Origin of the sequence: Saccharopolyspora terrae (assembly GCF_004348435.1) — a bacterium.
Taxonomy (GTDB): Bacteria; Actinomycetota; Actinomycetes; order Mycobacteriales; family Pseudonocardiaceae; genus Saccharopolyspora; species Saccharopolyspora endophytica.
In genome coordinates, this window is the sequence record NZ_SMKS01000032.1 from 18,302 (window position 1) to 32,556 (window position 14,255).

Annotated in this window: 14 protein-coding genes; 7 read left to right on the forward strand and 7 right to left on the reverse strand. The window is 70.4% G+C overall.

What is annotated here, in order from left to right:
- Positions 1-104 precede the first annotated feature (104 nt).
- From E1181_RS18325 to E1181_RS18345, 5 genes are all read left to right on the forward strand, one after another.
- The gene (locus tag E1181_RS18325) at positions 105-1,208 is read left to right on the forward strand and encodes a sensor histidine kinase (protein WP_132676394.1); all 1,104 of its coding nucleotides are present in this window, start codon (positions 105-107) and stop codon (positions 1,206-1,208) included.
- Between the two features lie 106 nt (positions 1,209-1,314).
- Complete coding sequence (locus E1181_RS18330) at positions 1,315-2,220, forward strand: ABC transporter ATP-binding protein (RefSeq protein WP_132676396.1); 906 nt, start codon at positions 1,315-1,317, stop codon at positions 2,218-2,220.
- Entirely contained in the window at positions 2,217-2,963 is a 747-nt protein-coding gene (locus E1181_RS18335; RefSeq protein ID WP_132676398.1) for an ABC transporter permease, read from the forward strand. The genes E1181_RS18330 and E1181_RS18335 overlap by 4 nt, the downstream gene beginning before the upstream one ends.
- Before the next feature lie 14 nt (positions 2,964-2,977).
- Positions 2,978-4,135, forward strand: coding sequence for a sensor histidine kinase (locus E1181_RS18340; protein WP_132676400.1), 1,158 nt, complete (start codon positions 2,978-2,980; stop codon positions 4,133-4,135).
- Positions 4,136-4,226: 91 nt separating this feature from the next.
- The gene (locus tag E1181_RS18345; protein WP_132676402.1) at positions 4,227-4,799 is read left to right on the forward strand and encodes a dihydrofolate reductase family protein; all 573 of its coding nucleotides are present in this window, start codon (positions 4,227-4,229) and stop codon (positions 4,797-4,799) included.
- A gap of 3 nt (positions 4,800-4,802) precedes the next feature.
- On the opposite strand, the gene E1181_RS18350 is transcribed toward E1181_RS18345, so the two are convergent.
- From E1181_RS18350 to E1181_RS18365, 4 genes are all read right to left on the reverse strand, one after another.
- Positions 4,803-5,462, reverse strand: coding sequence for a poly-gamma-glutamate hydrolase family protein (locus tag E1181_RS18350; protein ID WP_132676404.1), 660 nt, complete (start codon positions 5,460-5,462; stop codon positions 4,803-4,805).
- A gap of 86 nt (positions 5,463-5,548) precedes the next feature.
- Positions 5,549-5,887, reverse strand: a complete 339-nt coding sequence (locus E1181_RS18355) for a hypothetical protein (RefSeq protein WP_132676406.1) — start codon at positions 5,885-5,887, stop codon at positions 5,549-5,551.
- Positions 5,888-5,994: 107 nt separating this feature from the next.
- Positions 5,995-7,620 (reverse strand): alpha-amylase family glycosyl hydrolase, encoded by a 1,626-nt coding sequence (locus E1181_RS18360; RefSeq protein WP_132676408.1) that lies wholly within the window; start codon positions 7,618-7,620, stop codon positions 5,995-5,997.
- A 177-nt stretch (positions 7,621-7,797) separates the two neighbouring features.
- Complete coding sequence (locus tag E1181_RS18365) at positions 7,798-9,423, reverse strand: alpha-amylase family glycosyl hydrolase (RefSeq protein ID WP_207922204.1); 1,626 nt, start codon at positions 9,421-9,423, stop codon at positions 7,798-7,800.
- Between the two features lie 163 nt (positions 9,424-9,586).
- Here E1181_RS18365 and E1181_RS18370 point away from each other — a divergent pair, with 163 nt between their 5' ends.
- Positions 9,587-10,075, forward strand: a complete 489-nt coding sequence (locus tag E1181_RS18370) for an RrF2 family transcriptional regulator (RefSeq protein ID WP_328590899.1) — start codon at positions 9,587-9,589, stop codon at positions 10,073-10,075.
- A 74-nt stretch (positions 10,076-10,149) separates the two neighbouring features.
- Positions 10,150-10,611: a carboxymuconolactone decarboxylase family protein gene (locus tag E1181_RS18375; protein ID WP_132676412.1), complete on the forward strand. Its 462-nt coding sequence runs from the start codon at positions 10,150-10,152 to the stop codon at positions 10,609-10,611.
- Positions 10,612-10,654: 43 nt separating this feature from the next.
- On the opposite strand, the gene E1181_RS18380 is transcribed toward E1181_RS18375, so the two are convergent.
- The 3 genes from E1181_RS18380 to E1181_RS18390 are packed head-to-tail and all read right to left on the reverse strand — an operon-like array spanning position 10,655 to position 14,219.
- Complete coding sequence (locus E1181_RS18380; protein WP_132676414.1) at positions 10,655-12,817, reverse strand: xanthine dehydrogenase family protein molybdopterin-binding subunit; 2,163 nt, start codon at positions 12,815-12,817, stop codon at positions 10,655-10,657.
- Complete coding sequence (locus E1181_RS18385; protein WP_132676416.1) at positions 12,814-13,776, reverse strand: FAD binding domain-containing protein; 963 nt, start codon at positions 13,774-13,776, stop codon at positions 12,814-12,816. The genes E1181_RS18380 and E1181_RS18385 overlap by 4 nt, the downstream gene beginning before the upstream one ends.
- Positions 13,776-14,219 (reverse strand): (2Fe-2S)-binding protein, encoded by a 444-nt coding sequence (locus E1181_RS18390; RefSeq protein WP_132676418.1) that lies wholly within the window; start codon positions 14,217-14,219, stop codon positions 13,776-13,778. The genes E1181_RS18385 and E1181_RS18390 overlap by 1 nt, the downstream gene beginning before the upstream one ends.
- Positions 14,220-14,255: the final 36 nt, after the last annotated feature.

Below are 14,255 nucleotides of genomic sequence, written 5' to 3' on the forward strand. Positions count from 1 at the left end.
CCGCGACGTCCTTCCTCCCGCTCGTCCGAACTTGGCCGAAAGTCGTACCCACCTCGGCCGGTAGGCGAACGTTCCGCGCGAACGGCGCGGCTAGAGTCGGCCCGGTGCGTGAACTCCTCGACCGAGAGCACCTGCTGTCCTGGTGGGACGGCAAGGTCCACCGCCTGCTGATCGACCTCGCCGTCGCCCTGACGTTCAGCGGGGTGCTCAGCACCCGGGCCACCCCGTGGGAGTTCTTCCTGTACTCCGCCATCGGCGTCGCACTGCTCGTGCGCCGGCGGTTTCCGCTGGTCACCGCCGGAGCCTCGATCGTGCCGGTCGCCCTCATGCTCCACCCGGCGCCGTCGTGGGTCGCGCTGTACACCTACGCCCGGCGTCACGGTGGCGCGCCTTCGACGTGGCTCGTGGGCATCGCGATCATCGGGACCGGGGTGACGGCGAACCTGATCCGCTACCCCGGCCAGCAGTTGTTCCCGACGCTGCTGAGCATCGGCGTGAACTCCGCGCTCTACACCGTTCCCGCGATGCTCGGGTTGTGGCTGCACCAGCGGCGGGCTCTGCTGACCGCCGCCCGCGAGCGCATCGAACGCGCCGAGCGGGAGCGCGCGCTGCTCACCGGGCGGGCCGTCACCGAGGAGAGGCGGCGGATCGCGCGCGAGCTGCACGACGTGATCGCCCACCGCGCCAGCGTCATGTCGCTGCAGGCCGGCGCGCTCACCCTGCACGCGAAGGACGAGGGCACCGCTCAGACCGCGGAGATCATCCGCGAGAACAGCGCGAAGGCGCTCACCGAGCTGCGCGGCATGCTGCGGGTGCTGCGGGAAGGCCCGTCCGACCTCTCCGAAGCGCCGACCCTGGCCGACATCGCCGAGCTGGTGCGCGAAACCGGGTCCGGAGTGCGGTTGAGCATGCCCGACGAACTCCCCACGACCTCCGGGAGCACCGGTCGCGCTGCCTACCGGGTGGTGCAGGAGGCGCTGACCAACGCGGCGCAGCACGCACCCGGCGCGTCGGTGTCCGTCGTCGTCGAGGACGGCGACGAGCTCCGCGTCACCGTCACCAACGGCCCCGGTGCGCAGGCGTCGACCGCAGGGCCCGGGTACGGGCTGCTCGGGATGCGGGAGCGCGTGGCGCTCGCGGGAGGCTCGCTGGAGGTGGGGCCGATGCCGGACGGGGGCTTCCGGGTGGCGGCCGCGCTGCCGCGGTGACCGAAAGTCGTACCCGGTCATAGCTGGAAGTCAGACGCCCTGACTCCATCGGATTCGCGATTCTCGTTGTCATGCGAGACATCCGATCCGACTTCGAGGAGCAGGGTTGATCACCATCCGGGAACTGACCAAGCGCTACGGCAACAAGCTCGCCGTGCACGACCTCACCTGCACGATCCGGCCGGGCGTGGTGACCGGCTTCCTCGGCCCGAACGGGGCGGGCAAGTCCACCACGATGCGGCTCATGCTCGGGCTCGACCGCGGCGAGGGCGAAGTCCTCTTCAACGACCGCCGCTACCGCGACCTGCCGAACCCGGTGCGCAGCGTGGGCGCGCTGCTCGACGCCGGGGCCGTGCACCCCGGTCGGTCGGCCCACCAGCACCTGCGGATGATCGCCGCCGGAGCGGGGATCTCCGAGCAGCGGGTCCGCGAGGTGCTGGCGGCCGTCGGCCTCGACGAGGTGCGGTCCCGCCGCGTCGGCGGCTTCAGCCTCGGGATGCGGCAGCGCCTCGGCATCGCCGCCGCGCTGGTGGGAGACCCCGAGTACGTGATCCTCGACGAGCCGACCAACGGGCTCGACCCCGAAGGCGTCCGCTGGATCCGCTCGCTGCTGCGCAACCTCGCCGACGAGGGCCGGACCGTGTTCGTGTCCTCGCACCTGCTGTCCGAGATCGCGCAGCTCGCCGACGACCTCGTCGTCATCGGCGAGGGCCGGTTGATCGCCGCCCAGCCGGTGCGCGACTTCATCGCCGCGCACACCCGCACCCACGTCGTCGTCCGCACGCCGGATCCCGAGCGCTTCCGGAAGTGGCTGCAGCAGGCGGGGTTCCAGGTCGAGCCGGAGGACGTCGACGCGCTCGTCGTCGACACCCCCAACGCCGACGCGGTCAGCTCCGCCGCACGCCAGGCCGGGGTCGCGATCCGCGAACTGCACACCCGCCGCAGCAGCCTCGAAGACGCCTTCTTCAACGCCACCGCCAACGCCACGACCTACCGGGGAGAAGCAGCATGACCACCACCCTCGAAGCCCGTCCCCAGGCCGACCGCGCGCCGGGATTCGGCCGAGCGCTGGCCTACGAGTGGGCCGCGTTCCGGACCGTGCGGTCCAACTGGCTGCTGATCGGGGCGGCGCTGCTGGTGCAGCTGCTGCTCACGGTGTTCGCGCACGACTCGCGCGACCACGGCGACGTCACCTTCGACAAGGTGCTCTCCGTCGGGTGGTTGTTCGGGGCGCTCGTGGGCGCGCTGGGCGTCAACTCCTTCGGCACCGAGTACCGGTTCCGCACGATCACCACGACCGTGCTCACCGCCCGATCGCGGACGCGCGTGCTGCTGGCCAAGATCGCCGTGGTCACGGCGGCCGCCGTCGCCGCCGAGATCGCGGTGCTCGCGGCGTCCTGGCTGGTGCTCGCGGTGTTCTTCGCCGCCGCGCCGACGGTGTCGTCCTCGCTGGTGATGGGCACCGGTGTCGTCGTCTACACCGCGCTGATGACGCTGATCGGGCTCGCGCTGGCCGCGCTGCTGCACGGATCGGTCGTGCCGATCGCGTTCCTGGTGGTGTGGCCGGAGGTCGAGATGTTCCTGATCAACCGGCTGGACCTGCCGGAGTGGCTGCTCGTCGTGCTCCAGCCGTTCTACTCGGCCCGCCGGCTGATCAGCGAGACGCCCGAGTGGCCGCACGTGCTGCCGATGCTGGGACTCGCGGCGGTGCTGCTCGGCGCGGCGGGCATCGTCCTGACCCGCCGCGACGTGTGAGTACGGTGACGGACGTGCAGGTCGAACAGAAGCGCTCGTGGTTGTCGTGGTGGGACGGTTCGCTGCGGTCGCTGCTGTTCGACCTCGCCGTCGCGGCGGCCCCGGTCGCGGGTGAGTTCTACGCGCACGGCGGGCGCCTCGGCGACACCTCTCCCCTGGCGATCGCGGCGCTGATCACCGGATTCCTCGCGCTGGTGGTGCGGCGGCGCTTCCCGTTCGCCGTCGCTGTGGTGCTGGCCGCGGCGTCGACGCAGATGGTTGGCGTCATCGGGGCGACGGAGGTCGCGCTGTACACGGTGGCGAGCAAGTGTGGACCGCGGCTGACGACGTGGCTGGCCATCGGCGCTCACCTGCTGGCGCTCGTGCCGATGGTGTGGCGGTGGGACGGGTTCCACCCGGGGCCGTTGACGACCATCGTCGTGACGAGCGTGGTCGTACCGGTGCTGATCGGGCTGTGGGTGTTCGGGCGGCGGCGCGTGCTCGTCGACTACCGGGAGAAGGCCGAGCAGGTCGAGCGCGAGCGAAAGCTGCTGGCGGAGCAGGCCGTGGAGGCGCAGCGGCGAGAGATCGCCCGCGAGATGCACGACGTCGTCGCGCACCGCATCGGCGTGGTGTCGCGGCACGCCGACGTGCTGGCCGCCAACGCCACCGACGAGCGCAGCGCCGAGCTCGCCGAGATCATCCGGTCCACCAGCGCCACCGCGATGTCCGAGCTGCACGAGATGCTGCGCGCGCTGCGCGACGACGCCGAACCCGAACCGGCCTCGGCGAGCACGACCGGCATCGCCGACCTCGTCTCCGGTGCCGTCGAGTCCGGGGCGAACGTGCGGCTCGACATGGCCGAGCCCGCCCCGGACGTCCCGCCCGAGGTGGGACGGGCCGCGTACCGCGTGGTGCAGGAGGGGCTCACCAACGCCGCCAAGCACGCCCCGAACGCGGCCGTGCAGGTCACCGTGCGGTCCGACGGCGACGAGCTGGCGGTGACGGTCACCAACCGCCGCAGCCCGCGCGGCCACGACGTGGCGCTCCCCAGCTCCGGCTTCGGCCTGGTCGGGATGCGCGAGCGCGTCGCGCTCACCGGGGGCAGGTTGCAGACCGGCCGCACCGAGGACGGCGGCTACCGCGTCCACGCCACCTTCCCGCTCCACTCCGACGACACCTCGTCCGAGTGACGCGAACGCCGGGCGGTCGACACCGTCGGCCGATGAGTTCTCGGGCCCCGCTCGGTCTGAACGTGGAGACCTGCGGAGAGAGGACTGAGCGATGTCGGATCTGATGGTGGACTTCATCATCTCCCTCGACGGTTACGCGGCCGCCGAGGGATGGCCCGGTTTCTGGGGGATGGAGGGGCCCGAGTACCTCGGGTGGATCGGGAGCGAGTCGGAGCTGGAGCACGTCACGCTCATGGGGGCCACGACGTACCGGCTGATGTCCGGGTTCGCCGCCGAGGCACCCGAGGAGGCCGGGCTCGCCGAGCTGACCGCGATGCCCAAGGTCGTCTTCTCCTCCACCCTGAAGGCGCCGCTGAGCTGGGCGAACAGCGAGCTCGTCACCGGGGACGCCGTCGAGGCCGTGCGGGAGCTCAAGCAGCGCGAGACCCGCCCGCTGCGCACCGTCGGCAGCCTCAGCCTGAGCCGGTCGCTGCTCGAAGCCGGGGTCGTGGACCGCTTCCGCGTGGTCGTCTTCCCGGTCATCACCGGCAAGACCGGCCAGGAACGCATCTTCGACGGCTACCCGGACATCGAGCTCGACCTGATCAGCAGCCGCACCTTCGACGGCCGGCTCCAGCTGCTCGAATACGCCCCCACGATCCTCGACGGCCCGCCCGGCGCGTGATCGTCAGCGACCGCTGACGGCGCGTTCGACGGCGGCGACGTAGTCGTCGAACTCGGCGGTGGGCACGCCGTCCTTGACGAGGGCGTCGCGCTGAGCCCGGGTGAGCTCCAGCTGAACGCCCTTGCCCCGGGTGTTGAGGTTGCCGATGTTGTCGGGGCTCTCACCCGCGAGCCCGTCGGGGACGGTGTCCGGCGCGTCGAAGCCCTCTGCCCGGAGTTCGGCGCGCACGGCGTCGCGCAGCTCGGTGTCGAGGCCGCCGACGTAGGTCGTGGCGGTGTCACCGGCGGCTCCGTGCCAGGACACGGTGTAGGTCGAGCCGGCGACGAGCTCGCGGATCTGAGGCTCGTCGAAGTTCGTGGACGTGATGTGCAGGACGCTGTTGCCCGACGGCTTGAGCCCCTCGAACGTGCCGAAGCCGTGCCCACCGGCCTTGGCGCCGGCGTCGGCGAGTTCGGTGGTGGGACGCTCGATGCCGCCGCCGTGGATGGCGATGTGGACGAGGTCGGTGTCGCCGGTGCGCACCTCGCGCCGGTAGTCGACGCCTTCGGTCTCGTTGGCGGCCAGCTCGGCGTAGTCGGCGTAGGTGTCCTCTGCCGCCGCCACCGGAGTGACGACGAGCGCGAGCAGCGCCGCGGTGGTCGCCGTTGCGGTCCTGATGATCATCTGTGTCCCCTCAGCACGAGTGCGTGATCGCAGCCGAAGGGTATGGGCCCGACCGCCTCGCGTGGGCCAACGGCGGGAAAACGCCGTCAGTCGGCGAGCACCACCTCGATGCGGTGCTGCTCGACGAGTTCTTCGTAGTCCGAGGGGTCGGCCTCGACCAGCACCGCCGGACGTCCCGTCACCTCGCCGATGGGACGCAGGAGTTCGAGCGCCTTCTCGCGGGTGGTGAGCACGCCGACCACCAGGGCCGCCCGATCGGGATCACCCGCGTCGTCGGCGACGCCGAGGCTCCACGGGATCTCGCACGGGCCCCGGTGCCACTCGTCGGGGCACAGCAGGTGCGCGATCGGGTCCTGCGCCCCGATGGCTTCGGCGAGGTTCGCGAATCCGTCGACCCGGATCTCGTAGACGCGCGCGTGGTTCATCCGTTCCCCCAGGTGATGTGGCCGTGTGAACCAGCATCGCGCCGGAGAGCGGACGGCGATTCCGGGGCCTCCCGGAGATTTCCCCGAGAGAGCCCCGGAATCAGCCTCTAGCCGAGGTCGAGGATGGCGTAGCCGAAGGCCGGGACCGTGACGGTCCGCCCCTCGACGCGGACACCGCTGTCCTCGACCGGGCGGGCCTTCGCCAGCCGGTCGTCGGCGACGTCGACGGTGACCTGCTCGCGGCTCGGGTTGATCGTGATCAGGAAGCGGTCGCCGCGCAGGTAGGTCAGCGGGTAGCCGTCGTGGAACACCTCGACCGCGCCGCCGCTGCCGAGCTCGGGGTGCTTCGTGCGCAGCGCGATGACCCGCTGCACGAAGTTCAGCAGCGAGCCCTTGTCCGCGAGCTGACCTGCGACCGTCGGCCGGTTCGGGTCCGGGTCCTGCGGGATGTAGAGCTCGTCGGCGGGAGCGGTGGAGAACCCGGCGTTGGGCCCGTCGTTCCACTGCATCGGCGTGCGGTTGTTCTGCCGACCGTTGCTGCCCTCGACGTCCGGCAGGCCCTCGATCAGCCGCATCCCGATCTCCTCGCCGTAGTACAGCGTCGGAACGGTCGGCCAGGTCAGCCAGAACGCGAACGCGGCGGGGATCTCCTCGGGCGTGCGCACGCCGTTGTTCAGCCGCAGCGCGCCGTCGTGGTTGGCCGAGGGCAGCAGGATGTGCCCGGGGCTCCCGATGGTCTGCTCGGTCTGCTTCCAGGCGTCGACGAAGATCTTGGCGCAGCCGGTGCCGTCGGCACCGAAGTACGGGTTGTCCTGCCACAACGACTTCCACGGCGCACCGTCGCCGGGTCCGTTGACGGGCAGGAAGAAGTCGCCGTCGAAGCCCGCGGGGACCGAGGTCGCGGGGTCTCCCCACTCGGCGATCATCACGGCGTCGGGGTGGTTCTCGTCCATCCACGCCCGCATCTCGCCCCACAGCTTGCCGGTCTCGACCCAGCCCGGGTCGTCCTTGACCAGCGTGGCGGCCAGGTCGCAGCGGAACCCGGAGACACCGAGCTTCAGCCAGTGGTCCATGACCTCGCGCATCGCTTCGCGGTTGCGCTTGGGGCCTTCGGCGTCGACCGGCTGCCGCCACGGCTCGTCCGGGTTCATCCGCGCGTAGCCGTAGTTGATGGCCGGCTGCGTCTCGTAGTAGTTCTTCAGGAACGCGCCCTCGCGCGGACCGGGCGAGGCGACGAAGTCCTCCGGCAGGCTGCCGTCCGGCGGCAGCTGGTCCGGGGTCGCCCACACGTAACGGCTGTCGGTGTCGTCCTGCAGGGACTGCAGGAACCACGGGTGCTGGTCGGACGTGTGCCCGGCGACCAGGTCGAACAGCACCCGGATTCCGCGGGCTCTCGCCGCGGTGACCAGCTCGGCGACGTCCTCCCGGGCGCCGTAGCGCGGGTGCACGCCGACGTAATCGGTGATGTCGTAGCCGGCGTCGGTGAAAGGCGACGGGAACACCGGGTTGACCCAGATCGCGGTGACCCCCAGCCACGCCAGGTGGTCGAGGTGCTCGGTGATGCCGCGCAGGTCACCGATGCCGTCGCCGTTGGTGTCGGCGAAGCTCTGCGGATACACCTGGTAGAGCACGGCGTCGGCGAGCCACGAGGGCTGACCCGACGCCGCAGCGGGACTCACCCGCGAGATCGGCAGCACAGCGGCCCCCGCGAGCACCGCACCTGCACCGATCATGAACGACCGCCTCGACACCAATGCACACAGCTCCGTCCTGAATACGTATACACAAAGCGGCGCTGAATGTACTCCACCCGAGCGATCCGCAAAAGACGCCGACCGGCACCGCTCGTTCCCAGAACTCGGGTCCCGCCGACCGGCGCGGCACCCGGTGGTCGCCGGGTGCCGCGGGGTTCAGCGGAGGTCGAGCACGGCGTAGCCGAAGGCCGGGACCGTGATGTCCTGGCCGTTGATCGTCACACCGCTGTCCTCGACGGCGGTGGCGTTCGCCAACCGTTCGTCGGGGACGGCGACCGTCACCGCGTCCCGGCTGGGGTTGACCGTCACCAGGAACCGGTCACCGCGCAGGTAGGTCAGCGGGTAACCGTCGTGGAAGACCTGCACGTCGGCGGCGGTTCCGAGCTCGGGGTTGGCCTGGCGCAGCGCGATGAGCCGCTGCACGAGGTTCAGCAGCGATCCCGGATCGTCGCGCTGCGCCTCGACGTTCGGCCGGTTCGGGTCGGGATCCTGCGGCAAGTAGAGGCTCTCGGCAGGAGCGGTGGAGAACCCGGCGTTGGGCCCGTCGTTCCACTGCATCGGTGTCCGGTTGTTCTGCCGACCGTTGCTGCCCTCGACGTCCGGCAGGCCGTCGACCAGCCGCATGCCGATCTCCTCGCCGTAGTAGATCAGCGGGACGATCGGCCAGGTCAGCCAGAACGCGTACGCCGTCGGGATCTCCTCCGGCGTGCGGACGCCGTTGTTCAGCCGCAGCGCGGTGTCGTGGTTGGCCGAGGGCAGGATGACTCCCCCGGGCCGCCCGATCGCGTCCTCCGCCTCGCGCCAGGCGTCGATGAAGATCTTGGCCGTGCCGGTCCCGTCGGCACCGAAGTACGGGTTGTCCTGCCACAACGAGCGCCACGCCTCGCCGGTCTGGAAGAAGAAGTCGCCGTCGAACCCGGCCGGGACCGCGACCTTCGGATCACCCCACTCGGAGACCAGCACCGCGTCGGGGTGGTTCTCGTCCAGCCAGGCGGCCATCTCGCCCCAGAGCTTGCCGGTTTCGACGAGGTCCGGGTCGTCCTTGATCAGGCTCCCCGCCATGTCGCAGCGGAATCCCGAGATCCCCAACTTCAGCCAGTGGTCCATGATCTCGCGCATCGCTTCGCGGTTGCGCTTGGGACCTTCGGCGTCGACCGGCTGGCGCCACGGCTCATCGGGGTTCATCCGCGCGTAGCCGTAGTTGATGGCCGGCTGGGTGTCGTAGAAGTTCTTCAGGAACGCGCCTTCTCGCGGGCCGGGAGAGGCGACGAAGTTCTCCGGCAAGTCGCCGTCGGGGAACTGGTCCGGGCTCGCCCAGATGAAGCGGTCGTCGGAGAAGTCCTGCAGCGAGTTGAGGAACCACGGGTGCTGGTCGGAGGTGTGCCCGGCGACCAGGTCGAACAGGATCCGGATGCCGCGCTTGCGCGCTTCCTCGGTCAGCCGGGCGACGTCGTCCTGCGTGCCGTAGCGCTCGTGCACGCCCACGTAGTCGGAGACGTCGTAGCCGGCATCGGTCAGCGGCGACGGGAAGATCGGGTTCATCCAGACCGCGGTGATGCCGAGCCACTGGAGGTGATCGAGGTGGTCGATGATGCCCTGCAGGTCACCAACTCCGGTGCCGTCGGTGTCGGCGTAGGTCTGCGGGTAGATCTGGTAGAGCACGGCGTCGGCCAGCCACGAGGCGTCCGCGCGGGCCATCGGGGGACGTAACTCGGAGATCGGCAGCACGGTCGCTCCCGCGACCAGCGCTCCGGTGGAGATCATGAACGATCGCCTGGACACCGCCATATCCGCTTCCCCAATCGGAATACGTATGAAAATGTCAGGCCGAAGCTACGCCGCTCGATCGCCCGCCGGAACGTGCAAGAACGCGTTCAGACCCGAGTGGACCAGACCATCCCGGTTGCCAGATTTATCCTGGACATCTAATATCCGGGTTGTGCGGATGAACGAGGGCGTGGAGTGGGCGGTGCACAGCTGCCTCAACCTCGCATGGCTGGGCGAGGACCGGGCCGTGCCCGCGGCGAAGCTGGCCGCGTTCTACGAACTCCCCGCCGCGTACATGAACAAGCAGCTCCAGGCCCTGGCCCGGGCCGGGATCGTCACCTCGACCTCCGGGCCGCGCGGCGGTTTCCGGCTCGCCCGCCCGCCGGAGAAGATCACGCTGATGGACGTGGTCGCGGCGATCGAAGGTCCCGAGGAAGCGTTCCGGTGCACCGAGATCCGCCACCGCGGCGGCTCCGGCAGCGGTTCCGGCGGCGGAGCCCGCGGCGAAACCCCTTGCGCCATCAACACCTCCATGCGCAAGGCCGAGCTCGCCTGGCGCCGGGAGCTGGCCTCGCAGTCCATCGCCGACATCGCGGCCACCGTGGACGACCACTCCCCGGCCGCGGCCGAGCGGGTCCGCCGCTGGTTCGGCGACACCCGCACCTGATCGAACCCCTCCCCAGCAGGGGTTCTGGCAGCAACCAATTCTGGATATCAGATGTCCGAGATAAGGAGATGACGATGCAGGGACGGATCGACGACCTGCCCGCCAAGGCGGGCGACGGCTACGCGGCGATGAGCTCGCTGGAGGTATTCCTCGCAGGCAGCGGAGTTCCGAAGAACCTCCAGCACCTGGTCAAGCTGCGCGTCAGCCAGATCAACGGCTGCGCCTTCTGCGTCGACATGCACAGCAAGCACGCGAAGCAGGGCGGCGAGACCGACGAGCGGCTCTTCGGCATCGCGGCCTGGCGCGAATCGCCGCACTTCACCAACGCCGAGCGCGCGGCGCTGGACCTGGCGGAATCGGGAACCCGCCTGGCCGACAACCCCCACGGCGTGCCCGACGAGGTCTTCGAGAAGGCGCGAGAGGAGTTCGACGAGGCGACCCTGACCGCGCTGGTGATGCTCATCGCGGCCATCAACGCCTGGAACCGCATCAGCGTCATCAACCGGACCGTGCCCGGTTCGCACACCCCGCGCTGAGGATCCGCCGGGCGGCCTCCCACGGGGCCGCCCGGCGAAGACCTCAGTCCACCAGCAGGTCCTCGATGGTGATCGGGATGTGACGGACCCGGATCCCGGTGGCGTTGTGGACCGCGTTGGCGACAGCGGCGGCCATGCCGACCGTGCCGATCTCGCCGAGCCCCTTGGCGCCCACCGAGTTGTGCAGCGTGTCCGGGTACTTCACGAACTCCACGTCCACCTCGGGGATGTCGGCGTTGACCGGCAGCAGGTAGCTCGCGAAGTCGCCGTTGGCCAGCCGACCGCCGCCCTCGACCTCCATGGCCTCGTGCAGCGCCGCCGAAACACCCCAGATCATGCCGCCCTGGAGCTGGCTGGTGGCCAGCTTGTCGTTGATGATCCGTCCGCAGTCGAACACGCCGAGCATCCGGGACACCCGGGTCTCGCGAGTCCACTTGTGCACCTTGACCTCGACGAACTGCGCGCCGAACGAGCTGAAGGAGTGCTTGGTCAGCTCCTCGCCGGGTGCGGACGAACCGCTCACCGACACCGAGTCGCGGCCCAGCTCCCGCAGCAGGTCGCCGAAGGCCATCGACCGCCCGTCGGCGAACAGCTCGCCGTGGGCGTAGGTGACCTCCTCGCCCTCGAACGGCGCACCCGGCCCGGAGGCCAGCGCGGTGAGCTCGTCGACCGCCGCGGTGCCCGCGAGCTGGATCGCGGTGCCCACGCTGGCCGTGGCCGTGGAACCACCCGACAGGCCGCCCGGCGGCAGCGCCGAGTCACCGAGCTGCGGGGTGATCCGGTCCTCGGGCAGGTCCAGGGACTCCGCACCGATCGTCGACATCACCGTCAGCAGGCCCGTCCCCGGGTCCGCACCGCTGGTGGAGACCACGGCGGTCCCGTCGGCCCGCAGTTCGATGCCGACCGTGGCCGGGAAGCGCAGCGCCGGGAACATCGCCACGGCCACGCCCATGCCGACCTGCCAGTCGCCCTCGGTGCGGCCCTGCGGGCTGCGGTTGGCCCAGCCGAAGCGCTGCGCACCGATGTCGAAGCACTCGTCGAGGTGCTTGCTGGACCACTGCAGGTCCTTGCCGGGCGGGGCCGTCGAGTTGTTGCGCTTGCGCAGCTCGATCGGGTCGATCCCCAGCTCCACCGCCAGCTCGTCGATCGCGCTCTCCAGCGCGAACGAACCCGGAGCCTCACCGGGAGCGCGCATGAAGGTCGTCGGCGGCACGTTCAGCGGCACGATCCGCTGCGACACCGCGAGGTTCGGCGTCGCGTACCACTCCAGCGAGGTCCCGTGGGAGGTCGGCTCGACGAACGAGCGGGCCGAGTCCGTGGTGCACCACGAGTCGTGCTGAACCGCGATCAGGCGGCCCTCGCGGTCGGCGCCCAGGGCGACCTTCTGCCGGGTGGCCGCACGACCGGCGGTCACCGTGAACACCTGCTCGCGGGTCAGCACGGCCTTGACGGGCCGGCCGAGCGCGCGGCTCGCCGCCGCGGCGAGGAACGCCGGCGTGGAGGTCTTGCCCTTGCCGCCGAAAGCACCGCCCACGTAGGGGTTCACGACGTGGACCTGCGAGACGTCGACGCCCAGCGCGGTGGCCACGTCCGCGGCGACCATGTGCGAACCCTGGTTCGGCGTGTAGAGCGTGAGCTCGCCGCCCTCCCACAGCGCGACCGCCGAGTGCGGCTCCATCGCGGCGTGGTTCTGGGTCGCGGTCGAATAGGTGTTGTCGACGACGACCGGGCTGCCCGCGAAGGCGTCCGCGATGGACTCGAAACCGGCGTCGGCGTCGAGGATCTCCAGGTCTTCGCGGTCGGGTGCCGCCTCGGCGTCGGCCAGCCCCTCCTCGAACGAGGTCTTCGCGGGCTTGGCCTGGTAGCCGACCTCCACCAGCGACGCGGCGTCGCGGGCCTGCTCGAAGGTCTCGGCGATGACGAGACCGATCGGCTGGCCGTAGTAGGCGACCTCGCGGTTCTGCAGCGGAACCCAGGTCTCGCCCAGCATCGAGCTCGGCGTGGCCAGTTCCAGCTTGTCGAACGGCGTGTACACGCCGAGCACACCGGGCGCGCTCTTGGCCGCGGTGACGTCCATGCTCTCGACCTCGCCGTGGGCGATCGTGCTGAGCACGAGGTAGCCGTAGACCATGCCGGGGAAGTTGTTGTCGGCCCCGTACTTGGCCTGGCCGGTGACTTTCAGCGGGCCGTCCAGCCGAGCAGTCACAGCTGCATCCCTTCGGTGGTTTCGAGCAGGGCGCGGACGATGGTCCGCTTCAGCAGGGACACCTTGAACGCGTTGCCGGACAACGGTTTCGCCCCTTCGGCGGCGAGCGCGGCGGCGGCTTCGAAGGTCTCCTGGGTGGCGGGCTTGCCGCGCAGCACGTCCTCGACGACGCCGAGCTTCCACGGCACCGTCGCCACACCGCCCGCGGCGACGCGGGCATCGGCGATCACTCCGTCGCGGACGTCGAGCGCCACGGCGGCCGAGGTCAGCGCGAACTCGTAGGACTGCCGGTCGCGGACCTTGACGTAGGTGGAGTTGGTCGCCCAGTCCAGCTTCGGCACGACGACCTCGCCGATCAGCTCGCCCTCGCGCAGGTCGTGCTCGGCCTCGGGCGTCTGCCCCGGCTGCATGTAGAAGTCGGCGAGCTTGACGGTGCGCTCGCCGTCGGTGCTGACCAGCCGGACCTCGGCGTCGAGCGCGACCAGCGCGACCGCCAGGTCGCTGGCGTGGGTGGCCGCGCACGCGTCGCTGGTGCCCAGGATCGCGTGCATCCGGTTGGCGCCCTCGACCGCCGGGCAGCCGCTGCCCGGGTCACGACGGTTGCAGGGCATGTCGACGTCGCGGAAGTACCCGCAACGCGTGCGCTGCATCAGGTTCCCGCCGATGCTGGCCATGTTGCGCAGCTGCTGCGACGCGCTCTGCAGCAGCGCGCGCGAGATCACCGGGTACACACCGGGATTCGCGGCCACGTCGCTCATCCGCTCCAGCGCGCCGATGCGCAGCCCGTCGGAGGTGTCGATCCCGCGCAGCGGCAGGCCGTTGATGTTCTGCACCCGCTGCGGGGTGAGCACGTCGAGCTTCATCAGGTCGACGAGCGTGGTGCCTCCGGCCAGGAACGTGCCGGTGCCGCCGAGCGCCTCGTCGATCGTGGTCGGTGCGGTCAGTTCGAAGGAGCGCATCAGCCCGCCTGCCTCGCCTGTTCTACTGCCGCCACGATGTTCGGGTAGGCCGAGCAGCGGCAGATGTTGCCGGACATGAACTCGCGGACGTCGTCGACGTCCTGCTCGACCGCGGCCACGGCCGACATGACCTGGCCGGACGTGCAGAAACCGCACTGCATCGCGTCCTGGTCGAGGAAGGCCCGCTGCACCGGGTGCAGCGACTCGCCGTCGGCGAGCCCTTCGACGGTGGTCACCGGCTCCTGCACGGTGGCCGCCAGAGTGAGGCAGGACAGGACGGGACGGCCGTCGACGTGCACGGTGCAAGCGCCGCACTGCCCTCGGTCGCAGCCCTTCTTGGGGCCGGTGACGCCGAGCTTCTCGCGCAGCGCGTCGAGCAGGGTCACGCCGGGATCGACGCTGAGCTCTTCCGTCCTACCGTTGATTTCCAGTGAGAGGTCCACAGAATCTCTTCCCCGCCCTTCCGCCGTGGGCGTTGG